This is a genomic window from Pollutimonas harenae (assembly GCF_004153685.1).
Classification (GTDB): domain Bacteria; phylum Pseudomonadota; class Gammaproteobacteria; order Burkholderiales; family Burkholderiaceae_B; genus Pusillimonas_C; species Pusillimonas_C harenae.
This window is the reverse complement of the sequence record NZ_SDQD01000001.1, coordinates 456,539-481,572: the sequence shown is the minus strand read 5'-3', so window position 1 is coordinate 481,572 and position 25,034 is coordinate 456,539. Positions and strand designations below refer to the sequence as shown.

General features: G+C 56.3%; 24 protein-coding genes. 4 read left to right on the top strand and 20 right to left on the bottom strand.

Annotated features, from left to right (window positions below; genetic code table 11):
• Positions 1-15 precede the first annotated feature (15 nt).
• Complete coding sequence (locus tag ERD84_RS02215) at positions 16-708, bottom strand: TetR/AcrR family transcriptional regulator (RefSeq protein WP_130037833.1); 693 nt, start codon at positions 706-708, stop codon at positions 16-18.
• 310 nt (positions 709-1,018) lie between these two features.
• Here ERD84_RS02215 and ERD84_RS02210 point away from each other — a divergent pair, with 310 nt between their 5' ends.
• Positions 1,019-1,915 carry a hypothetical protein gene (locus ERD84_RS02210; RefSeq protein WP_245150596.1) on the top strand — a complete coding sequence of 299 codons (897 nt, stop codon included), beginning with the start codon at positions 1,019-1,021 and terminating at the stop codon, positions 1,913-1,915.
• Positions 1,916-1,941: 26 nt separating this feature from the next.
• Here the strand turns inward: ERD84_RS02210 and ERD84_RS02205 are convergent, their stop codons facing one another.
• The 16 genes from ERD84_RS02205 to ERD84_RS02130 form a co-directional block, all read right to left on the bottom strand.
• Positions 1,942-3,234: a TRAP transporter large permease gene (locus ERD84_RS02205; RefSeq protein WP_130037829.1), complete on the bottom strand. Its 1,293-nt coding sequence runs from the start codon at positions 3,232-3,234 to the stop codon at positions 1,942-1,944.
• The gene (locus tag ERD84_RS02200; RefSeq protein WP_130037827.1) at positions 3,227-3,718 is read right to left on the bottom strand and encodes a TRAP transporter small permease; all 492 of its coding nucleotides are present in this window, start codon (positions 3,716-3,718) and stop codon (positions 3,227-3,229) included. The genes ERD84_RS02205 and ERD84_RS02200 overlap by 8 nt, the downstream gene beginning before the upstream one ends.
• Positions 3,719-3,723: 5 nt before the next feature.
• Positions 3,724-4,746 carry a TRAP transporter substrate-binding protein gene (locus ERD84_RS02195; protein ID WP_130037825.1) on the bottom strand — a complete coding sequence of 341 codons (1,023 nt, stop codon included), beginning with the start codon at positions 4,744-4,746 and terminating at the stop codon, positions 3,724-3,726.
• Positions 4,743-5,570 (bottom strand): hydroxypyruvate isomerase family protein, encoded by an 828-nt coding sequence (locus ERD84_RS02190; RefSeq protein ID WP_130037823.1) that lies wholly within the window; start codon positions 5,568-5,570, stop codon positions 4,743-4,745. Before ERD84_RS02190 ends, ERD84_RS02195 begins: the two co-directional genes overlap by 4 nt.
• Positions 5,571-5,578: 8 nt before the next feature.
• On the bottom strand, positions 5,579-7,318 hold the full coding sequence (ilvD, locus tag ERD84_RS02185) for a dihydroxy-acid dehydratase (RefSeq protein ID WP_130037821.1): 1,740 nt from the start codon (positions 7,316-7,318) through the stop codon (positions 5,579-5,581).
• A gap of 38 nt (positions 7,319-7,356) precedes the next feature.
• A complete protein-coding gene (locus tag ERD84_RS02180; protein WP_130037819.1) occupies positions 7,357-8,040 on the bottom strand; it encodes a GntR family transcriptional regulator in 684 nt (227 codons plus the stop codon).
• Between the two features lie 78 nt (positions 8,041-8,118).
• Complete coding sequence (locus ERD84_RS02175) at positions 8,119-10,152, bottom strand: TRAP transporter permease (RefSeq protein ID WP_130037817.1); 2,034 nt, start codon at positions 10,150-10,152, stop codon at positions 8,119-8,121.
• A 65-nt stretch (positions 10,153-10,217) separates the two neighbouring features.
• Entirely contained in the window at positions 10,218-11,180 is a 963-nt protein-coding gene (locus ERD84_RS02170) for a TAXI family TRAP transporter solute-binding subunit (RefSeq protein WP_130037815.1), read from the bottom strand.
• A 193-nt stretch (positions 11,181-11,373) separates the two neighbouring features.
• Positions 11,374-12,717 carry an amidase gene (locus ERD84_RS02165; RefSeq protein WP_130037813.1) on the bottom strand — a complete coding sequence of 448 codons (1,344 nt, stop codon included), beginning with the start codon at positions 12,715-12,717 and terminating at the stop codon, positions 11,374-11,376.
• A 118-nt stretch (positions 12,718-12,835) separates the two neighbouring features.
• Entirely contained in the window at positions 12,836-13,435 is a 600-nt protein-coding gene (locus ERD84_RS02160) for an FmdE family protein (protein ID WP_130037811.1), read from the bottom strand.
• A gap of 145 nt (positions 13,436-13,580) precedes the next feature.
• On the bottom strand, positions 13,581-14,264 hold the full coding sequence (locus ERD84_RS02155; protein WP_130037809.1) for a DUF2848 domain-containing protein: 684 nt from the start codon (positions 14,262-14,264) through the stop codon (positions 13,581-13,583).
• A gap of 21 nt (positions 14,265-14,285) precedes the next feature.
• On the bottom strand, positions 14,286-15,569 hold the full coding sequence (locus ERD84_RS02150; RefSeq protein WP_130037807.1) for a TRAP transporter large permease: 1,284 nt from the start codon (positions 15,567-15,569) through the stop codon (positions 14,286-14,288).
• Positions 15,566-16,189 carry a TRAP transporter small permease subunit gene (locus ERD84_RS02145; protein WP_130037805.1) on the bottom strand — a complete coding sequence of 208 codons (624 nt, stop codon included), beginning with the start codon at positions 16,187-16,189 and terminating at the stop codon, positions 15,566-15,568. The genes ERD84_RS02150 and ERD84_RS02145 overlap by 4 nt, the downstream gene beginning before the upstream one ends.
• Before the next feature lie 58 nt (positions 16,190-16,247).
• The gene (locus tag ERD84_RS02140; protein ID WP_130037803.1) at positions 16,248-17,306 is read right to left on the bottom strand and encodes a TRAP transporter substrate-binding protein; all 1,059 of its coding nucleotides are present in this window, start codon (positions 17,304-17,306) and stop codon (positions 16,248-16,250) included.
• Positions 17,307-17,348: 42 nt separating this feature from the next.
• Entirely contained in the window at positions 17,349-18,158 is an 810-nt protein-coding gene (locus tag ERD84_RS02135) for a putative hydro-lyase (protein ID WP_130037801.1), read from the bottom strand.
• A 97-nt stretch (positions 18,159-18,255) separates the two neighbouring features.
• The gene (locus ERD84_RS02130) at positions 18,256-19,152 is read right to left on the bottom strand and encodes a LysR family transcriptional regulator (RefSeq protein ID WP_130037799.1); all 897 of its coding nucleotides are present in this window, start codon (positions 19,150-19,152) and stop codon (positions 18,256-18,258) included.
• Between the two features lie 199 nt (positions 19,153-19,351).
• On the opposite strand from ERD84_RS02130, the gene ERD84_RS02125 reads away from it, so the two are divergent.
• The gene (locus ERD84_RS02125) at positions 19,352-20,074 is read left to right on the top strand and encodes a TerC family protein (RefSeq protein ID WP_130037797.1); all 723 of its coding nucleotides are present in this window, start codon (positions 19,352-19,354) and stop codon (positions 20,072-20,074) included.
• Here the strand turns inward: ERD84_RS02125 and ERD84_RS02120 are convergent.
• Positions 20,071-20,283, bottom strand: coding sequence for a DUF2061 domain-containing protein (locus ERD84_RS02120; RefSeq protein ID WP_130037795.1), 213 nt, complete (start codon positions 20,281-20,283; stop codon positions 20,071-20,073). The genes ERD84_RS02125 and ERD84_RS02120 overlap by 4 nt on opposite strands.
• Before the next feature lie 128 nt (positions 20,284-20,411).
• Positions 20,412-20,750 (bottom strand): ferredoxin FdxA, encoded by a 339-nt coding sequence (fdxA, locus tag ERD84_RS02115; protein ID WP_130037793.1) that lies wholly within the window; start codon positions 20,748-20,750, stop codon positions 20,412-20,414.
• Between the two features lie 211 nt (positions 20,751-20,961).
• On the opposite strand from fdxA, the gene ERD84_RS02110 reads away from it, so the two are divergent.
• Both ERD84_RS02110 and ERD84_RS02105 read left to right on the top strand, forming a co-directional pair.
• A complete protein-coding gene (locus ERD84_RS02110; RefSeq protein ID WP_130037791.1) occupies positions 20,962-23,772 on the top strand; it encodes an aconitate hydratase in 2,811 nt (936 codons plus the stop codon).
• A gap of 9 nt (positions 23,773-23,781) precedes the next feature.
• Positions 23,782-23,994, top strand: a complete 213-nt coding sequence (locus tag ERD84_RS02105) for a SlyX family protein (protein ID WP_130037789.1) — start codon at positions 23,782-23,784, stop codon at positions 23,992-23,994.
• On the opposite strand, the gene ERD84_RS02100 is transcribed toward ERD84_RS02105, so the two are convergent.
• Entirely contained in the window at positions 23,991-24,827 is an 837-nt protein-coding gene (locus tag ERD84_RS02100) for an aldo/keto reductase (protein WP_130037787.1), read from the bottom strand. The genes ERD84_RS02105 and ERD84_RS02100 overlap by 4 nt on opposite strands.
• Positions 24,828-25,034: the final 207 nt, after the last annotated feature.

Below are 25,034 nucleotides of genomic sequence, written 5' to 3'. Positions count from 1 at the left end.
GCGCCTGTGATGACATTAGCGGGTTCCGGTCAAGCCATGGGTAATCAGCTTGCGATAGGCTTGCGTGACCCAGTCTGGAATGTCCGGGTTGTCGCTGTTTTCGGGGTGGGTTGCGTAATGCCCCAAATACAGACGCGCACCCATCATGACAAAAGCGGCGACTTCCAGCTCTTGTTCGTCGAAGCCTCTTATTTCGCCGCTTTCCAGACCCCGCTTTAAGAACCGCATGTAGCCGTCGCGAACGAGCTCGATGTGCGTTTGATGCGCTTTGGGCGCAAAACTGGGCGCCTCGTTCAGAATACGAAAAAAATGCGGGTGTAGTTTCAGGAAGGTGTAGAAACCACGAAAGCCCAGCTCTTCACGTTCCAGCACAGTCTTGCCAGGGCGGCTGCACTCTCCTACGTAATCCAGCATCTCTTTGCCCAGTCTGGGCAATAATTGGTCGAGTATGTCTTGCCGCGATTCAAAATGATTGTAGAAAGTGCCTTGTGCCACACCGGCGCGCTGCGTGATCAGGGAAATGGAGGCATCTTCGTAGCCGCGTTCGCCAACGACTTCGCTGGCGGCTGTAAAAAGTGCTTCATGAATCAGACGACCACGCTCGCTACGCCCTTGAGCCTTGCGCCAGTCAGTGACCTTCGGTTTTTTTGATACCGGTGGCGTTGGAGATGCGACCTTGATCTTGCTTGTGTTGGTTTGACGAGGCATGGTGGCTATTTATGATAATAAATGAACGGTGACTCACCTGTCATTATTATCGCCAACACCAGTTGAGGTCAACTCTATTGCTAGGCGTCGGTTCGCCCGCGCTTGTAGCCTGGGCCTATACTGGAAATAAAGAGGGTTTTTACTCTATCTCAAATGCTCTTGTTTGTATTTTGTTACTAAATGCATGATCCATCTAATTGTAACGGACGCAGTATAGTGACACCATTGTTGTATGCGTAGGGATCACGTACAGTCAAACATCGTTTGCAGTAAAGAAGCAGTATTCGCGGGGCCAGAAGCCGACAAAGAAATGCTGCAGCTTGTATCGCCATCTATACGGCGACGGGTGCTATTGGCTCATTTGACGGCGACGACGCGCCAGCAGGTGCAGCGCCGCTTGGGTATGCCGGTGGGAAATGTATTGCTCCGGCGCTGGCTGGTGGGCAAGCGCGGCGCCTCCCTGATAGAGCGCGCTGGCCTGCCTCGTCATAGTATCGAGTTGTTTCTTGGCGAGCGCCCGCTCACGGTGCATATCGATCCGCGCAGCCTTATACGCAATGTTGAGTTCTTGCCACGTAAAGTTGAAAAACGTCCATCGTCCATGGCTTTCATCTGGGATGGGCATTGGGATTTGCGCCGTGACGACTTGCGCTTGGGTACGCGCTATCAGTTCATCAGTGATATAGATGAAAATCGCGATCAGCTTGAACGCGTAGCACGCTACCAGGAACTGATGGCGTGCATTGAGCGTGGCCAGCCGTGGTCTTCGCATTTGCAAGGTATCGTGCTGGATACGCCCGACAAGATCAAAGAATACTTCGGGGTTTATCTGCATTATCTGGACAGCATGGCGGCTAGTGGGTATGTGGCCTCCCTGACCCGTGACGATCTGGGTGTTGCCATTTCTCGCGAGGGGCGTATTCTCAAGATCAACCGTGGCCTGCATCGCCTGGCCATGGCACAGCGTATAGGTTTGCCCACTATTCCCGTAAGGGTACGTGCTGTGCATCGCACATGGTGGGATGAAGTCACGCGTGGTGTATCGGGCCTGGCTGCCCTGGAGCGTGTATGCAAGGCTTTGCAAGCCTGTGTGGCCGAGCAGGATCCGGGCACGCTGGATGAGCGCCCCACAACCTTTTCATCCGAGGGTTTTTGGCCGCCCCCTCGCGTGAAGCAAAACAGCAGACTGTCCGGGCCGGAGCGCTAAAGGCAACCCCGGTCTGGTCTGTGCCCTTATTTCACGAAGGTGGGCAAGTACAGGGATATGGCCGGGAACAGAATCAGAATCGTCAGACGAAAAATATCGCTGACTACAAAAGGCATTACACCCCGAAAAATGGTTTGTGTGCTGACACCAGGCAGCAGGCCGCGCAGGACAAACACGTTCATACCAAATGGCGGGGTAATGAAGCTGATCTCGGTGACGACGACCACAATAATACCGAACCAGATCAGGTCGAAGCCCAGTGCCTGGACGAGCGGGTAGAACACGGGCACGGTGAGCAGAATCATGGACATGCTTTCGAGCACGCAGCCCAGGACAATGTAGATGCAGCTGATCATGAGGATCACGGCGAGCGGGCTCAAGTTGAATCGATCAACGATATCGACCAAGTCTTGCGGCAGTGACGTAAAGTTGATGAAATTGGCCAGCATCAGCGCACCAATCATGACCATAAAGATCATGCCCGTGGTTTTGGCTGATTCAACCACAACGTCAACGAAAGAGGCCCAGGTCATGGTTTTTCGGCTCAAGGCAAACAGGAAACCCAGGAAGGCCCCTATGCCAGCTGCTTCGGCCGCTGTGAAAACACCGCCATAAATACCGCCCATCAGCATCGTGATCAAGGCCAGTACTGCCCAAACCTTGCTCAGTGCGCTACGAATCTGTTTCCATGTGCTGCGTTGCCCTTTGGGCCCGTCTGCCGGATTGCGCCGCGTAATCCAGGTTACCGCCAGCATATAGCAGCCAATGGCCAGCAAGCCGGGCAATACGCCAGCAGCGAACATTTTTCCTATGCTTTGCTCGGTCAACAGGCAATACACCACCATGATGATGGATGGGGGAATCAGTATGCCCAGGGTCCCGCCCGCGGCGATGGAGCCAGCCGCCAATTCTTCGCTGTAGCCCAGGCGGCGCATTTCCGGATAAGCCACTTTGGACATTGTGGCGGCAGTGGCCAGACTGGAACCGCAAATGGCACCGAATCCGCCGCAAGCAACAATGGTGGACATCGCCAGTCCGCCGCGCCTATGGCCGAGCACAGCATGTGCCGCAGCATAAAGCTCCCGCGACATGCGCGATTGAGTGACGAAATTGCCCATCAGAATAAACAGTGGCAAGACCGATAATAAGTACTGAAAACCACTTTCATAGACGACGGAGCCCGCCATCGCGTAGGCTGATGACCAGTTGCGCAATAGGCCCAGACCGATAAAACCCACCAGGGCCATCGCAAAGGCGACGGGTACGCGTAAAAAAATCAGACCAAGCATGGCCGCTAAGGCAATAAGAGACTCAGTCATAAATCGCGACTTCCTGAGAATGTTTTGCACCGGTGACCAGGTTGACGGCATGGTAGATCGCATCCAGCGCCAGCAGAATCGCCATGAAATAAACGAAAGGCGCCAGGGGGATGCCGAGCATGGCCGTGATGTCACCATAGCCGGCGGTGGTCTGGGCTTTGTGCAGGGTGATCCAGGCCAGAACACCGCTGACCAGCAATGAGATCAGTGCGGCGATCCGATCTTGCAGGCGTCGCACGCCCTTTGGAAAAAAATGGCTGAAGCTGTCCACCACAATGTGCCCTCGTGCCCGGGTCATCAAGGGAATGCTCGAAAAGATAACCGCCACCATCATCAGCTCGATCAGTTCGACCGAGCCGATGATGGGGTGGTTCAGCAGATAGCGCCCGCCGGCATCGACGACGGTAAGCAGGCTCATGCCGCAGAGTCCCAGTACGGCGATGGCCTTGAGTACCGCCGAGATGGCGGCGTTTAGCTTATTCATGGGCTCTATTGCGCTTCGAGTTGCTTGATCTCAGCGCGGAATGAGGCCAGTGCTGCGGGGCCGTCTATACCTTTCTCGGCGGCGTTCTCAAGCCAGGTTTTTTCAAAGCCGTCGGTCCTTTCGTGTACTGCCTTGATCAGTGCATCATCGGCCTTGATGAGATTGATGGTGCCTCCGTTCAGTATTTTGTGGGCAACTGCGTCATGCTTGTCCCAGGCTTTACCTGCCAGGCTGGCGAGGTGCTTGCCCGAAAGCTTGAGCAAGGCTTCCTGATCTTCTTTGGATAACTTCGCAAAGGCATCCTCATTCATGATGACGGCGTGTGTATCGGAATACAGTCCGCCCGGAAAGGTCGTTGCGTTTTTTATGACGCTGTCGAGTTTGAACGAAACCAGCGATTCAGCTGGGAAGAACACGCCGTCCACGACGCCAGTGCTAAGCAGCTCGTAGGATTCGGGGGCAGGCTTGGCAATTGGGGAAACTCCCAGCGCCTTGGCCACATCGGCCGCCATACCGCCGCCAACACGAATTTTCAGCCCCTCGAAATCTTCGATCTTTTCAACAGGTTTCTCGGTGGTGAAGACGATGCCGGGGCCGTGTGCATAGATGCCCAGGAGTTTGACGCCTTTGTGCTCTTCGGCAGGCAGCAGGTATTTCTCGTAGGTGTCCCAGGCGGCTACAGAACGTGATTCGGCGGTGTCGCCCGAAAACGGCAATACGGCGAATTTGGTGAGTTCAAATCGGCCCGGGTAGTAGGCATGCGAGATGAAGCTGATATCGACCAGGCCGTCGCGAACGGCATCAAAGTGTCCCGGCGGGTTGGTGACGGGTTTGGGCAGGATGCGCAGTGTGACACGGCCATCGGTGGCTTTGCTGATTTCCTCTCCCCATGGCACGAGGAAGTCGGCTACCACGGCGTGGGTGGGCGGCAACCAGCTGGATACGGTCAGCTGTGTTTTCTTTGCTTGCACCGGTGCGGCAATCGCCAGGGCTGCACCGGCAATCAATAAAGTAGTGAGTTTTTTCATGAAATCTCCTTATGGTGTTTTTCTTGCTGCGGTGTTGGGTGGGTGGAGTTGAGTAATGCGTCGTAGGCCTTGCGCCATATCAGGCCGGTGCTTGTGTCGTTTTTTGGACGGTATTCGCAGCCCAGCCAGCCCTGATAACCCGATGCCTGCAGGGCCAGCAGCGCAGCGCGGACTTCTGCATCGTCCAGGTTGGGTTCGTGCCGATGTTGCGGGTTAGCAAACTGCACGTGATGAATCAGTGACAAAGTCTCGCGCAGCGTCTGGCGCAGGTCCAGTTGTTCGCGCTGGCAGTGGTAAAAATCGAATTGCAGGCGTACTGAAGGAGAGGCCACTGTCTTGATGATGTCAGCTGCCTGTGAGGGCAAGTGATAAAAATATCCAGGCATGTCTTCGCGGTTCAGAGCCTCCAGCAGCAGGGTGATTCCGTGGGCGCTTGTTACAGCGTCGGCCTTGCGCAGATTGCCGATCAAGGTGCTGCGGCAGCTTTCTTGATCGGTGTCGTCCGGAGGGATGCCCGCCATGACATGAATGCTGCGACAGCCGGTCGCCCGGCATATATTCAACGCGCGTTCCAGACCCGCCATGAATTCCAGATCACGGCCAGGCAAGCCTGCCAGGCCTTTTTCGCCATGCTGACCTACAGGTGTATTGATCAGTACCAGTTTGAGTCCGTGCTTTTGTAGTTGCCCGGCCAACAAGCTTGGGTCCTGCTCGTAGGGAAAGAGGATCTCGACGGCGTGAAAGCCGTCGCGGGCCGCCATAGCCATGCGCTCTTGCAGGTCCAGGCCCGGATACAGCAGGGAGAGGTTGGCTGCCAGTTTCATTTCAGCGGTCAGAATGCAGAGGTAGTGGGGTCGACATAGTCGTCCTCCGGAGTTTCGTATGGCCATTCCACATTGCCCGAATGCGTGACGGCGCCTTCATGAGCGGAACGCACCAGCAGGGCATATTTTTCGAGCGCACCCGCCAGCCTGGCTTGGGTCGGCGCGACGTAGTCGTTGCGGCGCAGCTTGAGTTCCGCATCGCCGACGGCTACATCCAGCGTATTGGCCTGGGCATCGATATGGATAAGATCGCCGTCACGGATAAGCCCTATGGGGCCTCCCGCAGCGGCTTCGGGACTGACATAGCCGATGCACATACCGCGTGTGGCACCTGAGAAGCGACCGTCGGTAAGCAGGGCCACACGCTCGCCCATGCCCTGGCCATATAGCGCGGCAGTAACGCTGAGCATCTCGCGCATGCCGGGCCCGCCCTTGGGTCCTTCATTGCGTATGACCAGTACCTCGCCGGGTTCATATTGGCGCGTGGAGACGGCGTGCATGCAGTCGCCTTCGTTTTCAAAGACGCGCGCCGGACCCGAAAATTTGAGGGACTTCAGTCCAGCAATTTTCAGCAGGGCGCCATGGGGACACAGATTACCTTTGAGCACCGTGACGCCGCCCGAGGGGTGTATGGCACGGGAGCAGGGCCTGACTACCTCGCCGTCAGGTTCGGGTACGTCGGCCAGGGCCTCGGCCAGACTGCAGCCATCCAGCGTGAGGACCGATCCATCCAGGTAGCCGCCGTCCAGCAGCGCTTTCAATACGACAGGGACGCCGCCTACTTCATGCAGATCGCGTGCCAGGAAGCGGCCGCCCGGCTGCAGATCGGCTATCAGTGGTGTGCGGCTGAATACGTCCGCCACATCGTCCAGCGTAAAGCGTATGCCGGCTTCGTGTGCAATTGCAGGAATATGCAGGGCGGCGTTAGTGGAGCCGCCTGTAGCTGCCACCGCTGCACAGGCATTTTCCAGGCTGGCGCGGGTGACCAGGTCACGTGGCAAGGGGCCGCCTTTGTCCAGGATGTCCATGACCCTTCGGCCTGCACGCTGGGCGATGGCCAGTCTTTCGCTATAGACGGCTGGCATCATGGCCGAGCCCAGTGGCGACAGGCCTAGCGCTTCACCGACCATGGCCATGGTGTTCGCGGTGAACTGGCCGGGACAAGAGCCGGCCGAGGGCAGGCAGCCGCGCTCCATGGCGCCCAGGTCTTTGATGCTCAGGGTGCCGTTTTGCACATTGCCAACTGCTTCGATGGTATCCAGTATGGTGGCCTGTTTGCCCAGGGCATGGCCAGGCAACGTAGCGCCGCCGTACAGAAACACTGCCGGGGTGTTGACCCGGACCATGGCCATCATCATGGCGGGCAAGGTTTTGTCACAGCCCGCCAATGCCACCAGTCCGTCGTAGGCGTGCCCACGCACAACCAACTCCACACTGTCGGCGATGGTTTCACGCGATAACAGGCTCATGCGCATGCCCGCGTGATTCATGGACGTGCCATCAGATACAGAGATGGTCGAGAAACTGACCGGTACGCCGCCACCGGCTGCCACACCCAGGCGGGCGCGGTCGGCTTGTGGAGCCAGGTTCAGGGAGCAGGGCGTATTCTCGCCCTGGGTACTCACAATACCGACTATGGATTTTTGCAAAGCGTCATCGTCGAAGCCGGTACCGCGCAAAAACGCGCGGTGCGGCGCACGACTTAGGCCTTGGGTAACCATACGGGAACGATGTTTGTGTAAAGACATGGAAAAGTATCCGTTTGCTTGAGTAGTGCCGGCAGGATTCAGCTTGCGTTTGCCATGGCTTGCGCCTTGATCTTGTCAAAAGCCCAGCAAATGTCCTGCTCCATGGCACGCCGGGCCGCCTGGGGATTGCCTTGTTCTATGGCCTGGACTATTTGGGCATGGAACTCGACGCCTGGCCGCTCTGTGGAGTGCATGAGTTCGCGGGTGGCGCGCAAATAAGGGCCTGATTGCAGCCACAGGTTTTCTATCATGGCCAGCATGGTTTCTGACTGGGCAGCACGGTAGATGGTGAAGTGGAATTTCTGATTGATTTCCAGACCTGAGCTGATAGAGGCCGAACAGCTGAGTGAGTCGCCCAGTTCGTCTGCCAGCTTGCGTAGCAGTTCGAGTTCGGTGCGCGTTATGTGGTCAACCGCCCAGGCCGCCGCGGTGCCTTCTATCAACAAGCGGGTGCGCCGGATATCGTCAAGGCGCTCGTTCGACATGAGCGGTACTTGCATGGACCGGCTTTTCATGGGCTCGACGGCACGTTGTGCTGCGAGCCTGCGCAGGGCCTCGCGTACTGGCATGGCGCTGGTGCCGAAGGCGTCTGCCAGCTCTTGTATGCCCAGAATATCGCCGGCGGCGTAGTCGCCACGCATCAGGTGGTCACGCAGCTGGCGATACACCGCCTCGTTGATGGAGGTGTGCACCAGTGGTTCCAGGGCGACATTTACAGCCATACTATCTTTGATGTTTGATCAAAGATAGTATGTTGAGGCCTGCGCGCTTGGTTCGCCACCGGGGTTATCCCTGATGGTCTAGGCAGCCACAGCGGTTTTCTTGCGGCGCATCCATTGCGAGGCCAAGGCCAGGACCACCATTGCGTAACCTACCGAGTTGGAGATGGGGCCGGGGTAGACCAGCATGAATCCGGCAAAAATCAGCAGTACGCGTTCAAGTAAAGAGGCACGCACGATCAACCAGCCCTGGAAGCCTACCGCCAGTGCAAAAATGCCTGTGGCCGCCGTGAAGGTGATTTGTGCAATATGCAGCCAGTTGGCTTTGGCCAACGCTTCGGTCGTACCCATGAGCAGCAAGCTCTGTCCGCTGGGGTCCAGTACAAAGATAAAAGGAACCAGAAAGGCGGGTATGGTGTACTTCCAGCATTGCAGGGTAGTCTTGTATGGATCGCCCCCCGTAATGGCTGATGCGGCAAAGGGCGAGAGTGCGGTAGGTGGAGACACTTCGGAAAGCACCGCGTAATAGAAAATGAACATATGGGCGGCAAAGTCGGGCACACCCAGTTTGATCAATGCCGGTGCGGTGATGACAGCGCAAATAATGTATGACGCTGTCACGGGCACGGCCAGGCCGATGATCCAGACGACCAGGGCTGTATAGATGGCCGTCAGAAGCAAGGAGCCGCCGGCATAGTCAATGACGATGCCACTGAACTTAAGGCCCAGCCCCGTCATGGTAACGACACCGACGATAATACCCGCGCCGGCGCAGGTAGCGCCAACGTTCAGCATGCCTACCGAACCCGCCCGCAGAGCCTGTACCAGCCGCGACTGGAATATATGCTCTGAGGCCTTGCCCTTGCCTCGAAACAGGTCATAGGAAATCATGGCCGAATCGGCGCGCAGGAAGCTGGTCAGAAAAGAAACGATGGTGGCCCAAAATACCGACATTACGGGTGAGAAACCCATCATCATGAATGCCACGATGGAAATCAGGGACAGGAAATGAAACCAGTAGTGCCTGGTCAGGTTCCAGACGGTATCGACTTTTTTGATGATGGTGTTGCTCATGCCATATTTGCGCACATCGATCTCGACCATAAGGAACAGGGCAAGATAGAACAGGCAGGTGGGTATGACGGCCATGAGCAGCACGTCAAGGTAGGATATTTTCAGGAACTCGGCGATGATGAAGGCGGCCGCTCCCATGACAGGAGGTGAAATAATGGCGCCCAAGCCTCCTGCCGCCAATAGCCCGCCCGCCGCGTTGCGCTCGTATCCGACCTTGGCCAGCATGGGCCAGGCGACCGAACCCAGCGTAACCGTGGTGGCCACTCCCGAGCCAGAGGGGCCGCCCAGCAGGAAGGAGGCCAGCACCACTGTGCGACCCGCGCCGGCTGGTTTGCCGCCCATGGCTGAAAATGAAAAATCTATATAGAACTTGCCAGCGCCCGAGAACTGCAGGAAGGCGCCAAAAATAGTGAACAGAATGATCAGTGATGAAGACACATCGACGGCGACCCCGTAGATGCCTTCGAGCGTCATATACATGAAGCCGACCAGTCGCCCTATTTCGTAACCCTTGTGCGTCCAGGGGTGCGGCAGATAAGGTCCCAGAAAGGCATAGAGCAGAAAGCAGATGGAGATGGCTGGAAGGATCCAGCCTATGGTGCGACGCATGGCCTCGAGCACCATCAGAATCAGAGAGACACCGAAGAAGATATCCCAGGGGTTGGGCCGCGTGTTGCGGTCAGTGAAGTCATCGCCACCCACAATAAGATACACCACGATGGCAATGGACATCAGGGCTGCAATCCAGTCCCACCACATGATGCGATGGCGAAAGTGCTTGCTGACAGGAAAGATCAGGAAACACAGAAACAGGACGAAGCCGACGTGTATGGGGCGCAGTGTTTGAGTGGGAACGATGGAGTAGGCTGCATACAGATGGAACAGGGACATGGCCACCGCGGTGGTGGAAAGAAAAATACCCAACCACCCACTCAGCCGGTTTGCTGCGCCTTCCTCCTCTTCTATGTATTCTTCGGCTTTCTTTAGAGCCTCTTCGCTGACGACCTCTGCTGTAGGGTCTGATTCCACTTTATCGCTCATGCTTGTGTCCTGTAAATTGAAAACCCCAACCGCGTAGGGGGTTGGGGTGCAGGGCAGGCTGGTAATTATTTGATGCTGAAGCCGCGCTCTTCAAAGTACTTGATGGCGCCGGGATGGAATGGAATCGGTGTGGCCGAGGCTTTTTGCTTTTCGAGCTTGAACTGGGCTGTGTCTTTGTGCACGGCAATGAGTTCGTCGCGGCTTTCGAAAATAGTCTTGACAATGTTGTAGGCGGTCTCGTCAGACATCTTTTCGCTGGCAACCAACAGGTTCATGACGGTGGCCTGCTGGTTGTCGGTTTTCATGCCCCGGTAGGTTGACTTGGGGATGGTGTCCTGTACGTAAAGATTGCCATATTTTTTGTTCATGGCTGGTACCAGGTCGGCGTTGTCTATCATTTTGAGCGTGGTGCCCGGGGTGTTGGCCAGGTCGGTGACTGCTGAAGTGGGTAGGCCGCCCACCCAGAAGAAGGCGTCGATTTTGTTGTCTTTGACACCATTGACCGATTCGGCCACGCCCAAGCGTTCGCGATCAACGTCTTTGTCTTTATCGAGCCCGGCGGCTTCGAGCATGCGAAACGCCATGACTTCTGTTGCGCTGCCCGGTGAGCCGGTAGAGATGTGCTTGCCCTTCAAGTCGGCGATGCTGTTGATGTCACGTCCTTCGACAGTGACTACATGCATGCGGTTGGGATACAGAATCATCAAAGTGCGCAGTGGAACTTTGTGGCCGTCGAATTTATTTTCGCCCTTGTAGGCATCCTGGCTGGCATCAGCCATGGCCAGGCCGATGTAGGAAGGGTCTCCGTCTATGAGTTTGAGGTTGTCGACCGAGCCGCCAGTGACTTCGGCGGTGGCTTCCATGCCTTCGACTTTTTTGGATAGCACTGAGGCAATGCCGCCACCGATCGGGTAGTAGACCCCGCCAGTGCCGCCCGTTGCGATGGATATGTTTTCGGCACTGGTGGGTTGCATGGCTGCAACCGAGAAACACAACATGAATGCAAACTGCTTTATGGAAATTTTCATAATGTCTCCTGTAAGCACTGCGAGTGGAAGTTGCGCTGTGCATGGCAGGCAACCTGTTTTTGTATTCTCGTTACAACGTTTAACCTGTGGCGCTTTCTGCGTCAATTGGCATTTGTATTAGGGTTTGGTGACGCTGCTCAATGCGTCAATGCGATTTCATTCAATAATGCCGCCGGCCTGGCCGGCGGCAGAATCAGCCCAGTGCCGCCTCGATGCTCGCGCCGATATTCAGTATATGCTGATCGTTCATGGCAGGGCCTGCCACCATCAGGCCGACAGGGGCTGTGTCTGAAGGGTGGCAGGGAATCGATAACGCGCAGCCGTCAAAGAAATTAATGATGGTGGAGTTGCGTAGTATCAGACCATTGGTGGCGAAGTAGTGGTCGTCTGAGTCTTGTAGTTCACGAATGGTGGGTGCTACCACAGGCACGGTAGGCATGAGCAAGGCATCGTAGTGGTGCAGACGCTGCTGTACTGATGTAATCCACGTCTTGCGGGTTTGCAGGAGTTCTATATAGCCGGGTGCCGTTATGTTTTTGCCGCGTTCGATACGCGAGGCAACCCGTGGATCGTACTGGTCGGCGTGTTGCTCAAGCAGTTTTTCGTGCCATGCCCAGGCCTCTGCGCATACTAATCCGCCCTGGCGGTTGATGGTGGCGAGTTCCTGGAATTCGGGTAGTTCGATCACATCGACCTGCGCTCCGCCTGCTTGCAGCGTAGCCAGTGCCTGCTCGAAGGTGCTGCGCACGTGATCATCGGCGCCGTCCAGTACCACCGTGGAAGGCACGGCAAAGCGTAATTGTTTCAGTGAAGGAGCTACAGGCGCCATATAAGGCTGACCGGCCAAAATGGCGTCAAGTATGGCGCAGCACGACACTGAGGCAGCCAGGGGGCCGATGGAGTCCAGGCTGAACGACAGCGGCAAGGCCCCGGTTTGCGGTACGCGTCTGGCGGTGGGTTTGAAGCCAGTCAGTCCGCAAAACGCAGATGGGATACGCACAGACCCGCCGGTGTCGGTGCCTATGGCAGCCACTGCCATCTGATCGGCCACCGAGACACCAGCGCCAGACGAAGATCCGCCCGGAATACGCTTGCTTGCCCTATCCCAGGGGCTGGTAGGTGTGCCATAGTGCGGGTTCAGGCCTAGTCCGGAAAAAGCGAACTCGGTCATATTGGTTTTGCCGATGATGACCGCGCCTGCGCCGATCAAGCGTTGCACAATCAGTGCGTGCTGTGTGGCGGCGGGCGCTTTGTTGAGTACGGTAGAGCCGGCTCGTGTGGTGTCACCGGCGATGTCGAAGAGATCTTTGACTGATATGGGCAGCCCGTCTATGGGTGAGCGGGCCGGGCCGGCCGCGCGTAGCAGGTCTGATGCTTGAGCTGCCGCCAGCGCCTGCTCTGTGTAGACGTTGGTGTATACGCGTGCGCCTTCTCCTTCTGAGGACTGGATGCGTTCCAGGGCGGCCTGGGTCAGCTTCACAGAAGTCGTTTCGCCTTGATTGAGCGCGGTTTGCAATTCGGTCAGTGTGGGCAGCATATTGTGTCGGATGTGAGGGTCGGTGAGAGCCCGTCAGGGCGCGGCTGTGAGGTGGGCCGCTTTGGGCAGCCTTCGTAAAGTATAGCTGCGCCCGTATTGGCCGGCGATGTCGATCTTGCTAGGCATACGTGACAAGCTCCGGGTGGTCGGCATGCTCCAGGATTTGTCGTACGCGGTCTTGCCAGTCGTGTGCGAATGCTGCGTGCAGTTTCTGGTCGGCCTGCCCTTTGAGAATGCTTTGCAGGGCGGGCATGAGCGTGGCGGGCGCAGGTACAACATTGGCATGAAACGCGACGGTGACACTCTCGCCAGTATCCAGGCGTTGAAAGCGGATTTCCCCGGCAATGGGTACGTCGAAGAACATAAGGTGGCGGCGGTCGTGCTTTCCCGCCAAGCCCTTGAAACCCGTGTCGGCAGTGGCGCCGGTGATGAAACTGACCACATTGGCGATGACGCCGGTTACGCCATCGACAGCTTTATCGCGAAACTCGACCTTGATATTGCCGCGCTGCGGCATTGCGTTGCCGTACAACTTTTTCAGGGCATTGCGGGTCATGAGATAAGCACCGGCGACAGTGGGGCACGAGTGCCCCGCCAATTTCACGATATCGCCGTATGAGTATTCGATGATGCCGTCCGTTGCGGCGCCCAGCAGCGCCGAAAGCGGATCTTGCATGGTGATGGTGGGGACTTGGTCGAAAAAGGCGGGAGAGGTCATGAAAACTCCGTATACAGCAAAGCAGGGGGGAAACCGTGTCGACGACAACTAAGGTTGGTGTCTGATATCTGTCAATATAGCGTTGACCTGATACGCAAGACGTATAGCCCCGATTTGCAGTATGGATTATTACCTTGACGCCGGTTCAGGCGACTTCGGGCAATATCCGCAGCGTATAAGTGTGTCGTATGCTGCGTTCGCGTCTTGGGTCGAACAGCTCCATGGTAAAGGACGGCGCTGGCCGGATGGGTCCTATGGCTGCAACCGTACCGCAAGTCATGCCGGCGTGCTCAGGGATGGCTCGCTGGCCAAAATGGCCTTCGATCAACTCCATGGGATGACGCAGCAAGGCCAGCGTGCCCTCCTGGTAGAGGACGCTGCTACCGTCTTCTTCTATCCAGGCACGCAGGATGAGTTCGTCCCAGTATGCCTCGACGTCGTCATAAGCCCACGCCGCGCGTGCCACCGGTTTGGCGCATAGCTGCTTGGATAATGCCACGCTGTGTGCTTCGAGTTTGCGGTCGGTATGGTCGGACGCCAGGCTGATCAGGGTTTTGCCCTGGTGCGAAAAAATAAATACTTCCGCCTCGCCGGAAGACCCGTCGCCAACGACTTCCACTTCCTGCTCCTGTGTCAGCTGGTTGGACGCGATACGGTAATACAAAGGAACAGCGCTAGGGCGAGGGACCCCCAGTTCGGCCAATTCTTCGATATGGTGTTCAATGGCAGCCAAGTCACGGCCCGCCCAACCAGCAACGATGCAGGTCTTGATATCGACCTCGATGCTTGCCGTCGGCTCGGTCGAGTCCAGTTCAAAAGAAAGCTTCATGTTATTTTCCCGTCATTCGAGTTAACTGAAAATACGTGGCAGCCACAACGCCAGGTCAGGCATCAGGGCCAGCAGGGCAACCATGGCCAGCAGCATGATCACGAAAGGCAGGCTGCCGATCATTACGTCGTTCATGCTGCCGTTCTTACGCAGGCTTTGGACTACAAACAAGTTCAAGCCTACGGGTGGAGTAATAAGTGCAACTTCAACCAGGATGATGATGACGATACCCAGCCAGACCGGGTCGAAACCCAGGGCGAACATAATGGGTGCCACGATAGGGATGGTGGTGATCATCATGGAGAGGGTCTCCATAAAGCAGCCCAGCACCAGGTAAAAGACGACCAGAATCAGCAACATCGTTGTGGGTGAGACGTTCAGGCCCGAAATGGTGTTGGTCAGCGCCGTGGTCAGGCCTGTGGCGGACATGATGAAATTAAGGAAGGCGGCGCCGATGACAATCAGCATGATCATGGCAGTAGCCTTCATGGTGCCCTCCATAACCTCGCGCAGCATGCTGAACGTCAGGCGACGCATGCAGGCCGCAAGAATCAAGGCGCCGACCACACCCAGGGCGGCCGCTTCGGTAGGGGTGGCGATGCCCGCATAAATAGACCCGACCACCAGCACAAAAATGCCTAGTGGTGGCAGCAGATGCACCAGGCTACGCAGGCGATCATTCCAGCTGGCGGTGATTTTCTGGCCACCCCACTCGGGCTTGACCAGGCAAGCGGCCACGATGACCAGTATGAAAAGGGTGGCCATGGCCAGACCGGGAATAATGCCGGCCAAATACAGCCGTGGCACAGAGGTGTTTGTCAGGACACCGTAGATAATCAGGTTGATGGATGGCGGAATCAGTATGCCCAATGTTCCGCCGGCTGCGAGGCTGCCCAGAAACAAAGGCTCGTGATAGCCCTTCTTTTTTATTTGCGGCAAGGCCACGGTACCAACGGTTGCGGCGGTAGCTACGCTGGACCCCGAAGTTGCCGAGAACAAGGCACTGGCGCCAATATTTGCATGCATCAGGCCACCAGGCAGCCACGACAGCCACATGCTCATGGCGTTGTACATTTTTTCGGCGAGGCCGGACCGGAGCAGGATTTCGCCCAGCATGATGAACAAGGGGATGGCGACCAGCAGGAACTCGTTGCTGGTCGACCACGACACTTCGCCTATAGCTCGTGTGAGCGGCAGCATGGAGTAAAGAGGGTCCAGAATCAGGCCCAGTACGCCCAGTGCTGCACCGACCGGGATACTGATGCCGATCAGGACCAGCAGCAAAACCAGGGAGGTCGTAATCATAATGGGCCCTCCTGTACCATTCTTATTCCGGCTTCAGCCTCGTCGTTGGCTTCTTCCTGCGCACTGCGTATGCCGCATAGTGCGCTGATGGTTGCCGTGTCTCCGGTGACCAGCGCCAGGGAAGCGCGTATCAGCATCAAGGCCAAAACGATGCACAGCCAGATGAGGCCGGCCAGCCACAGAAACTGCGGTATCCACAACGGTGTGGCCATGACAGTATTGGCCGTTGCATTGCGTGTCCAGGAAAGCATGGAGACGTCGGCGGCGTAGCGGGTCAGGTAGGCGATGAAGACCGCCAGCGCCACAAGCGAAACCCAATCAAGTATGGCGCATAAGCGTGTTGGCAGCAGTTGATACAGCGCATCTATACGGATGTTGGCACGCTGCAGGGAGGCAAACGAAAGCGCCCACGAAATACTGATTGCAAAAGCATAGCCCGACAGCTCATCAGCGCCGCCCAGAGGGAAGCCGAGAAACTTCCTGGTCATGATGTCGGCAGTGATATACAGAGCACTGAGCAAGGTCAGGCTGCCAGCCACCCAAATGGCGATGCGTGACAGTGTCGTAGCGCAGGCAAGCAGTCGTGCAAGTTGCGGATAGCGTTCGATTGAGTCGTTCATAGTGGTCACTGATCAGTGGGTCGGCGGCGGCCAATGCCGCCGCACGAGAGCATAGTGACTATTTGCTGGCTGTGATGCCCAGCTTCTTGCCTATAGTCGCGTTGAAGTCCTGAACGCATTCGGCCGAGCAGCGGGCTGCCCATTTCGGAACGACGGTTTCCGCTGCGATTTTTTTCAGTAGCTCGCGGTCGGCATCGGTGGGTACCACCAGCTTCATCTTGCCTTTGACAGGTTGGCTGCAGGCCTCGGCGCCTGTATTGCAGTCGTAGCCTTCCTGTGTCTCCTTGGCGGCGTCATCCCATATCTGGTCAGTCATGACATCAATGTTTTTCTGCAGAAAGTCCTGGACCTTGGGGTCGAGCTTGTCCCAGTAGGCCTGATTGGCAGCGTGTATCTGCTGATTCCAGTTGATGGGCAGTGCATAAAGGTGTGTGCTCACTTCGTACCATTTGGCCGAGTAGCCCGACATCGAGCCGGTAATGGCGCAGTCCACGACGCCGTTCTGCAAGGCAGGTACCACTTCGCCGAAAGGTATGGTCACGCTCGATCCGCCCAAGGCCTGGACGAATTCGGCCGTTGTGCGACTGCTGGTGCGTACTTTTTTTCCTTTTACGTCAGACAGGTCGCTGATGTCGGCATTGCAGAACAATACTTGAGCGGGATAGGTGGAAAAGCCCAGCACTTTGATGCCGTTCTTTGCGTAGAACTTTTCGTAGACAGGCTGGAATGCATCGGTAATTTCGCGTGCGATCTTGACGTCCGGGGCCAGGCCGGCCAGGTCAATGGCTTCATTGATAGGATTATCGCTGGCAAAGTAGGCAATCGTTGCCGTGCCAATGGGAATAACACCTTGGCCGATGAGCCGCAAGATTTCAGGTCCCTTCAGACCCATGTCGTTGAATCCCTTGATGGTGGCGGTGACTTTGCCATCGGATAGTTCGGGAATGGTTTTGGTCCAGAACGGCTGTTCGTGATTTCGGTAGGCGGTCAGGTTGCTGAGGCCGCCCACGACTTGCAGCTGTGTTTTGGGCAGATCTGCTACTTTTTCCTGCGCCACGCCAGTGGTGCCAATGAGCAAGGTGCTGGCGGCGAGTGTCGATAATAGTATTTTCTTCATGGTGGTCTCCTCGGGTATAGCCAAAACAATAGTTGGATAAGCCTAGAACGAAGCCAGGCTGGCGTTGCTGATATCGGTAATCAGCATATGACCGGGGGCATGTGTAATGCTGAATGCCGGTTTGACTGTATGGATGATGGATTGCGGTGTAACGCCACAGGCCCAGAAAACAGGGATCTCGCCTTCGTGTATGTCGACGGGATCGCCATAGTCAGGTTGATTGATGTCTTGAATGCCTATCAGGGCGGGGTCGCCCAAATGTATGGGTGCGCCATGTACGGCGGGAAAGCGTGATGTGACCTGGACGGCACGGATGGCGTCGTGGGCTTTCATGGGACGCATTGAGACGACTAGCGGTCCATGCAGCTTACTTGTGTTGGCGGTGGGAATGTTGGTCCGGTACATCGGTACATTCCTGCCCTGGCTGATGTGGCGGATGTCTATGCTGTTGGCCAGCAATGCTTCTTCGAAAGAAAACGAACACCCGATTGCGAAAGACACCAGGTCATCGCGCCAGATATCCATAAGATCTTTGGGCTCGCTTGCCAACTCGCCATGGTGCCAGACGCGATACTTGGGCACGTCTTGACGCAGGTCGATGTCCTGACCCAGTGCCGGCATTGCGTACTGGCCGGGTTCGGCGACGGACAGCAGCGGGCAGGGCTTGGGATTGCGCTGGCAGAACAGCAGGAACTCGTTGGCCAGGTCTTTGGGCAATATCATCAGATTGGCTTGCACATAACCAGGCGCCAGCCCAGCGGTAGGGCCTGTGTGCGCGCCACGGCGTATCAAGGCGCGGCAATTGGCCGCCTCGGGCGTGAGCGTCGTATGAAGAGTGTTGTCTTGATTCATGGAAGCGCTATACCGATTGATACACGAGCTTCTAGAGTGCACTGAATCTACGGGCCCTGTCCAATCGTTAGTTCGCATGTAGGGTCATAAATAATTCTTATGTCTGACCTGCTGAGGCTTTTGCGATGCGCTGCGCCAGGCGCGCAACCGTGCGCAGGGTGTGGCTGTCCGGGGTGTCTATCCAGCAAGCATAAAAGCTCAGCGGTGGCGGTGTCTTGGCAACATTCAGCAAGTGCAATTTGCCTTGTGCCAGCTCTTGTGTAATAACGGCCGGGGCAATGACGCTGGGCCCGATACCGCGCAGAGTCATCTGCACGATAGTGCTCATCGAGGCACTGCCGTAAATTCTGGGAGCCTTGATGCCGGCTTCAAGCAGGGAGTTCTTGACCGCATGGTAAGGCTGGCTGACCGAGGGGTAGGTGATGACCGGATAGCGGCCCAGTTCGGTAATCGAGACTCGCCTGCCGTGCAGCTTGAGCATGGGGCTGGCCACCCAAGCCAGATCATAGTCGCACAAATGGAGGTGGAGCTCCTTGGGTTCCTGGGTGGGGCCCAGCAACATGGCCAGGTCAATCTGATGCGAGGCCAGTAATCCTCTCAGGACATGAGTGGTGTCTACATGAATCTCAACCACCAAGGCCGGATACTTCTGGTGCAAGGCATCAATCAAGTCGTGCAGCCAGGTTTGCACCAGTGTTTCAGATGTGCCCAGACGCAGTGTGCCGCGCACAGCGTTAGGCGACTGTGCCACGTGGTGCATTTCGTTGCGCAACTCCAGCATGCGTTGCGCGTGCGACAGCAGTTCCTGGCCTTTTTCAGTCAGCTTGATGCCCCGTGCTCCGCGTTCGAAGAGGCGTACCGTCATGGTGGATTCCAGGGCGGCGATACGCTGTGAAATGGCAGGCTGGGTCGTGTTGAGTTTCTCTGCTGCAGCGCGAAAACTACCTAGCTCGGCAACCCAGACGAATGCATCTATCTGTTTGAAGTCGATCATGAGGTGGTGTCCGGGCGAGTTGAGAAGGTAAGCCTGATTGTTATACCGGCCCTTTCGCTTTGCGGCAAGCTATGAGCCTGATGTCGGTATGGCTTTTAAAACCTTTGGAGGAGCAGGGTATTACTATTAAATATATCGCAGCACGATAATCTGAAGGCATGTACCTGGTAATGGCGGCCCATTATAAAAAGGACAAGACATGGTGGAGTTTCTCGAGAACCTGAACTGGATCACGGTATCCCAGATCATCATGGTAGATGTCTTGCTAGGGGGCGACAACGCTGTCGTGATTGCGCTTGCCTGCCGCAATCTTCCGTCGGAACGGCGCATGCAAGGCATCTTGTGGGGCACGGGTGGCGCCATTGCCTTGCGGGTTGTCTTGATTGCTTTTGCCTTATCCCTCCTGACATTGCCGTTCGTCAAGCTGATTGGTGGCGTATTGCTGTTGTGGATAGGTATAAAACTGATGGTGCCACAGGATGGAAACGATCATATCCAGGGCAGCAGCTCATTGCTGAGCGCCATCAAAACCATCATTCTGGCTGATTTTGTCATGAGTCTGGACAACGTCGTAGCCATTGCCGCCGCTGCGCAGGGGGCGCATGCCGACCATCAGGTCATTCTTGTCGTTTTTGGCTTGCTGGTCAGCGTGCCCATCATCATTTGGGGCAGCACCTTGCTGCTGCGTCTGCTTGATCGCTTTCCCATTATCGTTACGCTCGGCGCTGGTTTGCTGGGGTGGATTGCAGGTGGGATGTTGGTGTCCGATGCCTTCGTCGTGCGATACTTTGGTGAGCTGGATGGCCTGGCCAAGGCAGTGGTGGAGGCAGCCGGTGCAATCGTGGTGATCGGCGTGGGCTATTGGCTGGCCGGCAGCAAGCGTACGTCGGTTAGCGGCACCGAAGAGGGCGAGTCGGCCTAAGAGTGAGTCAGGTGGTTTGTGTGCAGGGGCTGTGTACGCAGCTTGTTCCATAAGCGATCATGCAAGGGTAGCAGTAGCACATTGCAGATGGGCTCTAATACGGCGGCCAGGCCTCCCGTTGCCAATGAGCCCGTAAAAGCGTAAGTCACGCCAAAGGCCACCGACATATGCAGGGTAACCTGGCTGGTTTTCTGGGCTAGCAACAACATGAACTTCTCCTATCGGATGTGTTTTATTAAATGATAATCAATATCGTTAACAGGAGGAAGTTGTTTGTTGTGATCGTTCTGATAGTTTATAGCTATTAAAAGGTGGCCGCAGATTACCTGACATAGCCTCAGATCGGTTCTGTCTCGAGCAAGGACAATTTATCCGTGACGGTTGCCCAATGTTCATGATCAGGCAATGGTGGTTTGGCCCGACTGATTCGTTTCCAGGCCGGATGCTGCGAAAGCCGGCGGTTGATATCCAGGAAATGGTGCTGGTCCTCGGCAATTTCATGGTCGCTGACGATGGCGCCGACTGGACATTCGGCGACGCAGATTGAACAGTCTATGCATTCATCCGGATTGATAACCAGAAAATTAGGACCTTCCATAAAGCAGTCCATGGGGCAGACCGTGACGCAGTCAGTGTATTTGCACCGTATGCAGGCCTCGGTGACGACATAGGTCATTCGATATCCGATAAGGGTAATCCCTTATTTTAACCGATGTGATGGATGGCTTCCATGAAGAATACGTGACGTCTTCGAGGGGCGTGGGCGGGGCTGGCTTAAAACCAGCAGAATCAGCCGGGCCATTCTTTATATACCCGCAGGAACATGATATCGTGATTCGGTTCATCCCGGTCCGGGATTCGTCGACAGCTATACGGAGGTTTGCATCATGGCCAGTATCGATTCCTTTAATGCCAAAAGCCCGCTGCAGGTGGGGGGGAAGTCCTACGAAATATACCGGCTCGATGCACTGACGCAAGCGGGGCTCGATGTGGCCAGCCTGCCTTATAGCCTGAAGATTTTGCTCGAAAACCTGTTGCGCACCGAAAACGGCACAGATATTACCGCTGACGATATCCATGCCCTGGCCAACTGGGATGCTAACGCTCAGCCCAGCCGTGAAATCGCCTTTACGCCTGCGAGGGTCGTCCTGCAGGACTTCACTGGAGTGCCTGCCGTGGTTGATTTGGCCGCCATGCGCGAAGCCATGCAGGCTTTGGGCGGCAGTGCCAACCGCATCAATCCGCTGGCGCCGGTTGAGCTGGTGATCGACCACTCGGTCATTGTGGATGCCTTCGGCACGAACGACGCCTTCCAGCGCAATGTGGAAATCGAATACGGACGCAACCTCGAGCGTTATCAGTTTTTGCGCTGGGGCCAGAATGCCTTCGACGATTTCAAGGTCGTGCCACCGGGAACCGGTATCGTGCACCAGGTCAATCTGGAGCACTTGTCGCGCGTAGTATTCGTCAACGAAAAAGACGGCGTGGCAACCGCCTATCCCGATACCTGTGTCGGGACTGATTCGCATACCCCCATGGTCAATGGCCTGGGTGTTGTGGCATGGGGTGTGGGCGGCATCGAGGCCGAGGCTGCGATGCTTGGTCAGCCAATTTCCATGCTGATTCCGCGCGTGGTCGGCTTCAAGCTGACCGGGGCGTTGCCCGAAGGCTCTACGGCTACCGATCTGGTGCTGACCATTACCGAAATGCTGCGCAAACATCGCGTGGTGGGCAAGTTTGTTGAGTTCTACGGACCAGGCGTGGCGGCCGTGCCGCTCGCCAATCGCGCCACCATAGGCAATATGAGCCCCGAATACGGCTCAACCATTTCCATTTTTCCTATTGACCAGGTCACGCTCGATTACATGACGCTTACGGGCCGCTCATCCGAGCAGATTGCATTGGTCGAGGCTTATGCCAAGGCTCAGGGCCTGTGGCACGATGAGCACGCCGAACCTCGTTATTCAGAGCGACTAGAGCTCGACCTGTCTACAGTCGTGCCTTCCATTGCGGGCCCCAAGCGTCCGCAAGACCGCATCGAACTCACCGATGCGCAGCAGTCATTCCGGGGGGCTTTGTCCGAGCTGATCGGCCACACCGAGGCCAAACCGCAAGGCTACGATAATGACGTCGAGCAAACTTTCCCGGCGTCCGATCCACCGTCCCATGCAGAATCAGGGCCATCCTCGAAAGAGCCTAACGATCATGTCCAGCAAGCGCCCGCAGCTGGGCGTGATCAACGTGATCCGGTGTCCATCACCCTGAATGGCACGCAATACCAGATTGATCATGGGGCTGTGGTGATTGCCGCCATCACATCCTGCACCAATACGTCCAACCCAACAGTGATGATTGCTGCGGCGCTGCTCGCCAAGAAGGCGGTCGAGCTGGGCCTGACTCGCAAACCCTGGGTCAAGACCAGTCTTGCTCCCGGGTCGCGCGTAGTCACCGATTACTACGAACGTGCAGGGTTGACGCCTTATCTTGAGGCTCTGGGTTTCAACCTGGTGGGCTACGGCTGTACCACCTGTATAGGCAACTCGGGTCCGCTTATTCCCGAGGTCAGTCAGGCTGTTACAGGCCACGACCTGGCGGTCGTGTCGGTCCTGTCTGGTAATCGCAACTTCGAAGGCCGCATCCATGCCGAAGTCAAGATGAACTACCTGATGTCGCCCCCGCTGGTGGTGGCCTATGCACTGGCCGGTACCATGGATATCGACTTGTTCAACTCCCCGCTGGGCACTGGCAAAGACGGCAAGAGTGTCTATCTGAAAGACGTCTGGCCATCGGCCAGCGAGGTAGCGGCAGTTGTCGAGTCGTCGATAGAGTCCGGGATGTATCGCAGCGGGTATGCTGATGTGTTCGCCGGAGACGAGCGCTGGCGTGGCTTGCCCACTCCCGAGGGCGCCATTTTCGATTGGGATGCTGAGTCTACCTATGTGCGCCAGCCTCCCTATTTTCAAGGCATGCCCCGCAACCCAGAGCCCGTGTCGGATATCACTGGTGCCAGAGTGCTGGCCAAGCTGGGTGATTCGGTCACGACTGATCACATCAGCCCTGCGGGCTCAATTGCCAAGGATTCCCCGGCAGCCACCTACCTGACATCACATGGTGTGGCGCCCGCTGACTTCAACTCCTACGGCTCGCGCCGAGGTAATCACGAAGTCATGATTCGTGGCACATTCGCCAATGTGCGCTTGCGCAACCAATTGGCGCCCGGCACCGAAGGCGGATACACACGTGATTTTACCCAGGCCGATGCGCCCGTCTCAACCATTTTCGATGCGTCCACTGCCTATATCAAGGCTGGCATCCCGCTCGTCATTCTCGCTGGCAAAGAATACGGATCAGGTTCCTCGCGCGACTGGGCAGCCAAGGGCACAGTGTTGCTGGGAGTAAGGGCAGTCATCGCCGAGTCCTACGAGCGCATACACCGGTCCAACCTGCTGGGCATGGGTGTCTTGCCTTTGCAGTATCCCGAAGGGCAGACCACCGAATCTCTGGGTTTGACGGGTGAAGAAGCATTCGACATCATTGGTGTTACCGATTTGAATAGCGGAGACATCCCCAAGACGGTCAAGGTCAAGGCGGGTGACGTTCAGTTCGAGGCGCAGGTGCGTATCGATACCCCCAGCGAGGCCGCTTATTACCGGCATGGCGGTATCATGCAATACGTGTTGCGAAGCTTGTTGGATTAGGTGTAGAACGTGTCTGCGGAACATCGATTGATCGATATTGAAATCAAGCTGACCGCCCTGGAAGACCTGGTTCAAAGTCTGAATGACCAGGTCTACCAGCAGCAAAAGCAAATAGATGAGTTGCGTGCCCTATGCACGGCACTGATCAAGCGCCTCGAAGCAGCCACTAGCGATAGCGACTCCGCTGATTCATATGCGCACGAGAAACCGCCGCATTATTAGGGCAGATAGAAGGTTTCTGGATCGGGGCCGTTACGGCCATCTGGCTGCTCTAATTGAGCTATGGCCGCCATGTCTTCGTTGTCGAGTTGCAAGTCGAAGACATGGAGGTTCTCGGTCAGCCGGCCGGTATGAACCGATTTCGGTATGACCATATTGCCTAATTGCGTATGCCAGCGCAGTATGACTTGGGCCACGCTGCAGCTATGCTTATGGGCAATGCCTGCCAGCACGGGATCTTCGAGCAGCCGTCCTCGTCCGAGAGGACTCCATGCCTCGGTGATGATGCTATGTTCGGCATGGAAATCGCGCAAAGCTTCTTGCTGAAAATAGGGGTGCAGTTCGATCTGGTTGACGACGGGCAGCACGCCGGTTTCATCCAGCAGTTGCTGAAGGTGGCTGATATTGAAATTGCAGACCCCTATTGACTTGGTCAGACCTTCGTCGTGTAACTGGATCATGCTTTCCCAGGCCTCTACAAATAGCCCTTGTTGGGGCACGGGCCAGTGAATCAAATACAGATCGACGTAATCGAGGCCGAGTTTTTCGAGACTTTCGTTGAAGGCAACTTTAGATATGTCGTGACCATGGCGGTCATTCCAGAGCTTGGTGGCGATGAATAGTTCTTCCCGCTTGACGCCAGACTGGGCAATGCCCTTGCCGACGCCTGTTTCGTTTCCGTAGGCGGCGGCGGTGTCAATGGAGCGATAACCAATTTTCAGAGCATTGATCAAGACAGAGGCGGCAATGTCATCTTCTACTTGCCAGACACCCAGGCCTAGCTGGGGTGCAGTGTTGCCGTCGTGAAATGTGACCGTGTTTTGATTGCTGGACATGCATGCCCTCCGTGTTGCGAAGCACTGAGAACCGACGAGGCGGCCGAGGATTTGTTCTTTTGAATGTTCTGACCCATTATACGGTTGTTGCGGCGCGGAAATTGTTTAATTTGTTAGCTTCCGCTTCTGCGAAAGCGTCGCACAGTATGGGTGATTGTTACGGATTGGCGCGCGGCTTCACCGTACAAAATCGAGCTATATAAAAGT

Excerpts from the sequence above, each read along its gene's own strand:
- ERD84_RS02215 (WP_130037833.1), bottom strand. The coding sequence starts at position 708 with ATGCCTCGTCAAACCAACACAAGCAAGATCAAGGTCGCATCTCCAACG.
- ERD84_RS02210 (WP_245150596.1), top strand. The coding sequence starts at position 1,019 with ATGCTGCAGCTTGTATCGCCATCTATACGGCGACGGGTGCTATTGGCT.
- ERD84_RS02205 (WP_130037829.1), bottom strand. The coding sequence starts at position 3,234 with ATGACTGAGTCTCTTATTGCCTTAGCGGCCATGCTTGGTCTGATTTTT.
- ERD84_RS02200 (WP_130037827.1), bottom strand. The coding sequence starts at position 3,718 with ATGAATAAGCTAAACGCCGCCATCTCGGCGGTACTCAAGGCCATCGCC.
- ERD84_RS02195 (WP_130037825.1), bottom strand. The coding sequence starts at position 4,746 with ATGAAAAAACTCACTACTTTATTGATTGCCGGTGCAGCCCTGGCGATT.
- ERD84_RS02190 (WP_130037823.1), bottom strand. The coding sequence starts at position 5,570 with ATGAAACTGGCAGCCAACCTCTCCCTGCTGTATCCGGGCCTGGACCTG.
- ilvD (WP_130037821.1), bottom strand. The coding sequence starts at position 7,318 with ATGTCTTTACACAAACATCGTTCCCGTATGGTTACCCAAGGCCTAAGT.
- ERD84_RS02180 (WP_130037819.1), bottom strand. The coding sequence starts at position 8,040 with ATGGCTGTAAATGTCGCCCTGGAACCACTGGTGCACACCTCCATCAAC.
- ERD84_RS02175 (WP_130037817.1), bottom strand. The coding sequence starts at position 10,152 with ATGAGCGATAAAGTGGAATCAGACCCTACAGCAGAGGTCGTCAGCGAA.
- ERD84_RS02170 (WP_130037815.1), bottom strand. The coding sequence starts at position 11,180 with ATGAAAATTTCCATAAAGCAGTTTGCATTCATGTTGTGTTTCTCGGTT.
- ERD84_RS02165 (WP_130037813.1), bottom strand. The coding sequence starts at position 12,717 with ATGCTGCCCACACTGACCGAATTGCAAACCGCGCTCAATCAAGGCGAA.
- ERD84_RS02160 (WP_130037811.1), bottom strand. The coding sequence starts at position 13,435 with ATGACCTCTCCCGCCTTTTTCGACCAAGTCCCCACCATCACCATGCAA.
- ERD84_RS02155 (WP_130037809.1), bottom strand. The coding sequence starts at position 14,264 with ATGAAGCTTTCTTTTGAACTGGACTCGACCGAGCCGACGGCAAGCATC.
- ERD84_RS02150 (WP_130037807.1), bottom strand. The coding sequence starts at position 15,569 with ATGATTACGACCTCCCTGGTTTTGCTGCTGGTCCTGATCGGCATCAGT.
- ERD84_RS02145 (WP_130037805.1), bottom strand. The coding sequence starts at position 16,189 with ATGAACGACTCAATCGAACGCTATCCGCAACTTGCACGACTGCTTGCC.
- ERD84_RS02140 (WP_130037803.1), bottom strand. The coding sequence starts at position 17,306 with ATGAAGAAAATACTATTATCGACACTCGCCGCCAGCACCTTGCTCATT.
- ERD84_RS02135 (WP_130037801.1), bottom strand. The coding sequence starts at position 18,158 with ATGAATCAAGACAACACTCTTCATACGACGCTCACGCCCGAGGCGGCC.
- ERD84_RS02130 (WP_130037799.1), bottom strand. The coding sequence starts at position 19,152 with ATGATCGACTTCAAACAGATAGATGCATTCGTCTGGGTTGCCGAGCTA.
- ERD84_RS02125 (WP_130037797.1), top strand. The coding sequence starts at position 19,352 with ATGGTGGAGTTTCTCGAGAACCTGAACTGGATCACGGTATCCCAGATC.
- ERD84_RS02120 (WP_130037795.1), bottom strand. The coding sequence starts at position 20,283 with ATGTTGTTGCTAGCCCAGAAAACCAGCCAGGTTACCCTGCATATGTCG.
- fdxA (WP_130037793.1), bottom strand. The coding sequence starts at position 20,750 with ATGACCTATGTCGTCACCGAGGCCTGCATACGGTGCAAATACACTGAC.
- ERD84_RS02110 (WP_130037791.1), top strand. The coding sequence starts at position 20,962 with ATGGCCAGTATCGATTCCTTTAATGCCAAAAGCCCGCTGCAGGTGGGG.
- ERD84_RS02100 (WP_130037787.1), bottom strand. The coding sequence starts at position 24,827 with ATGTCCAGCAATCAAAACACGGTCACATTTCACGACGGCAACACTGCA.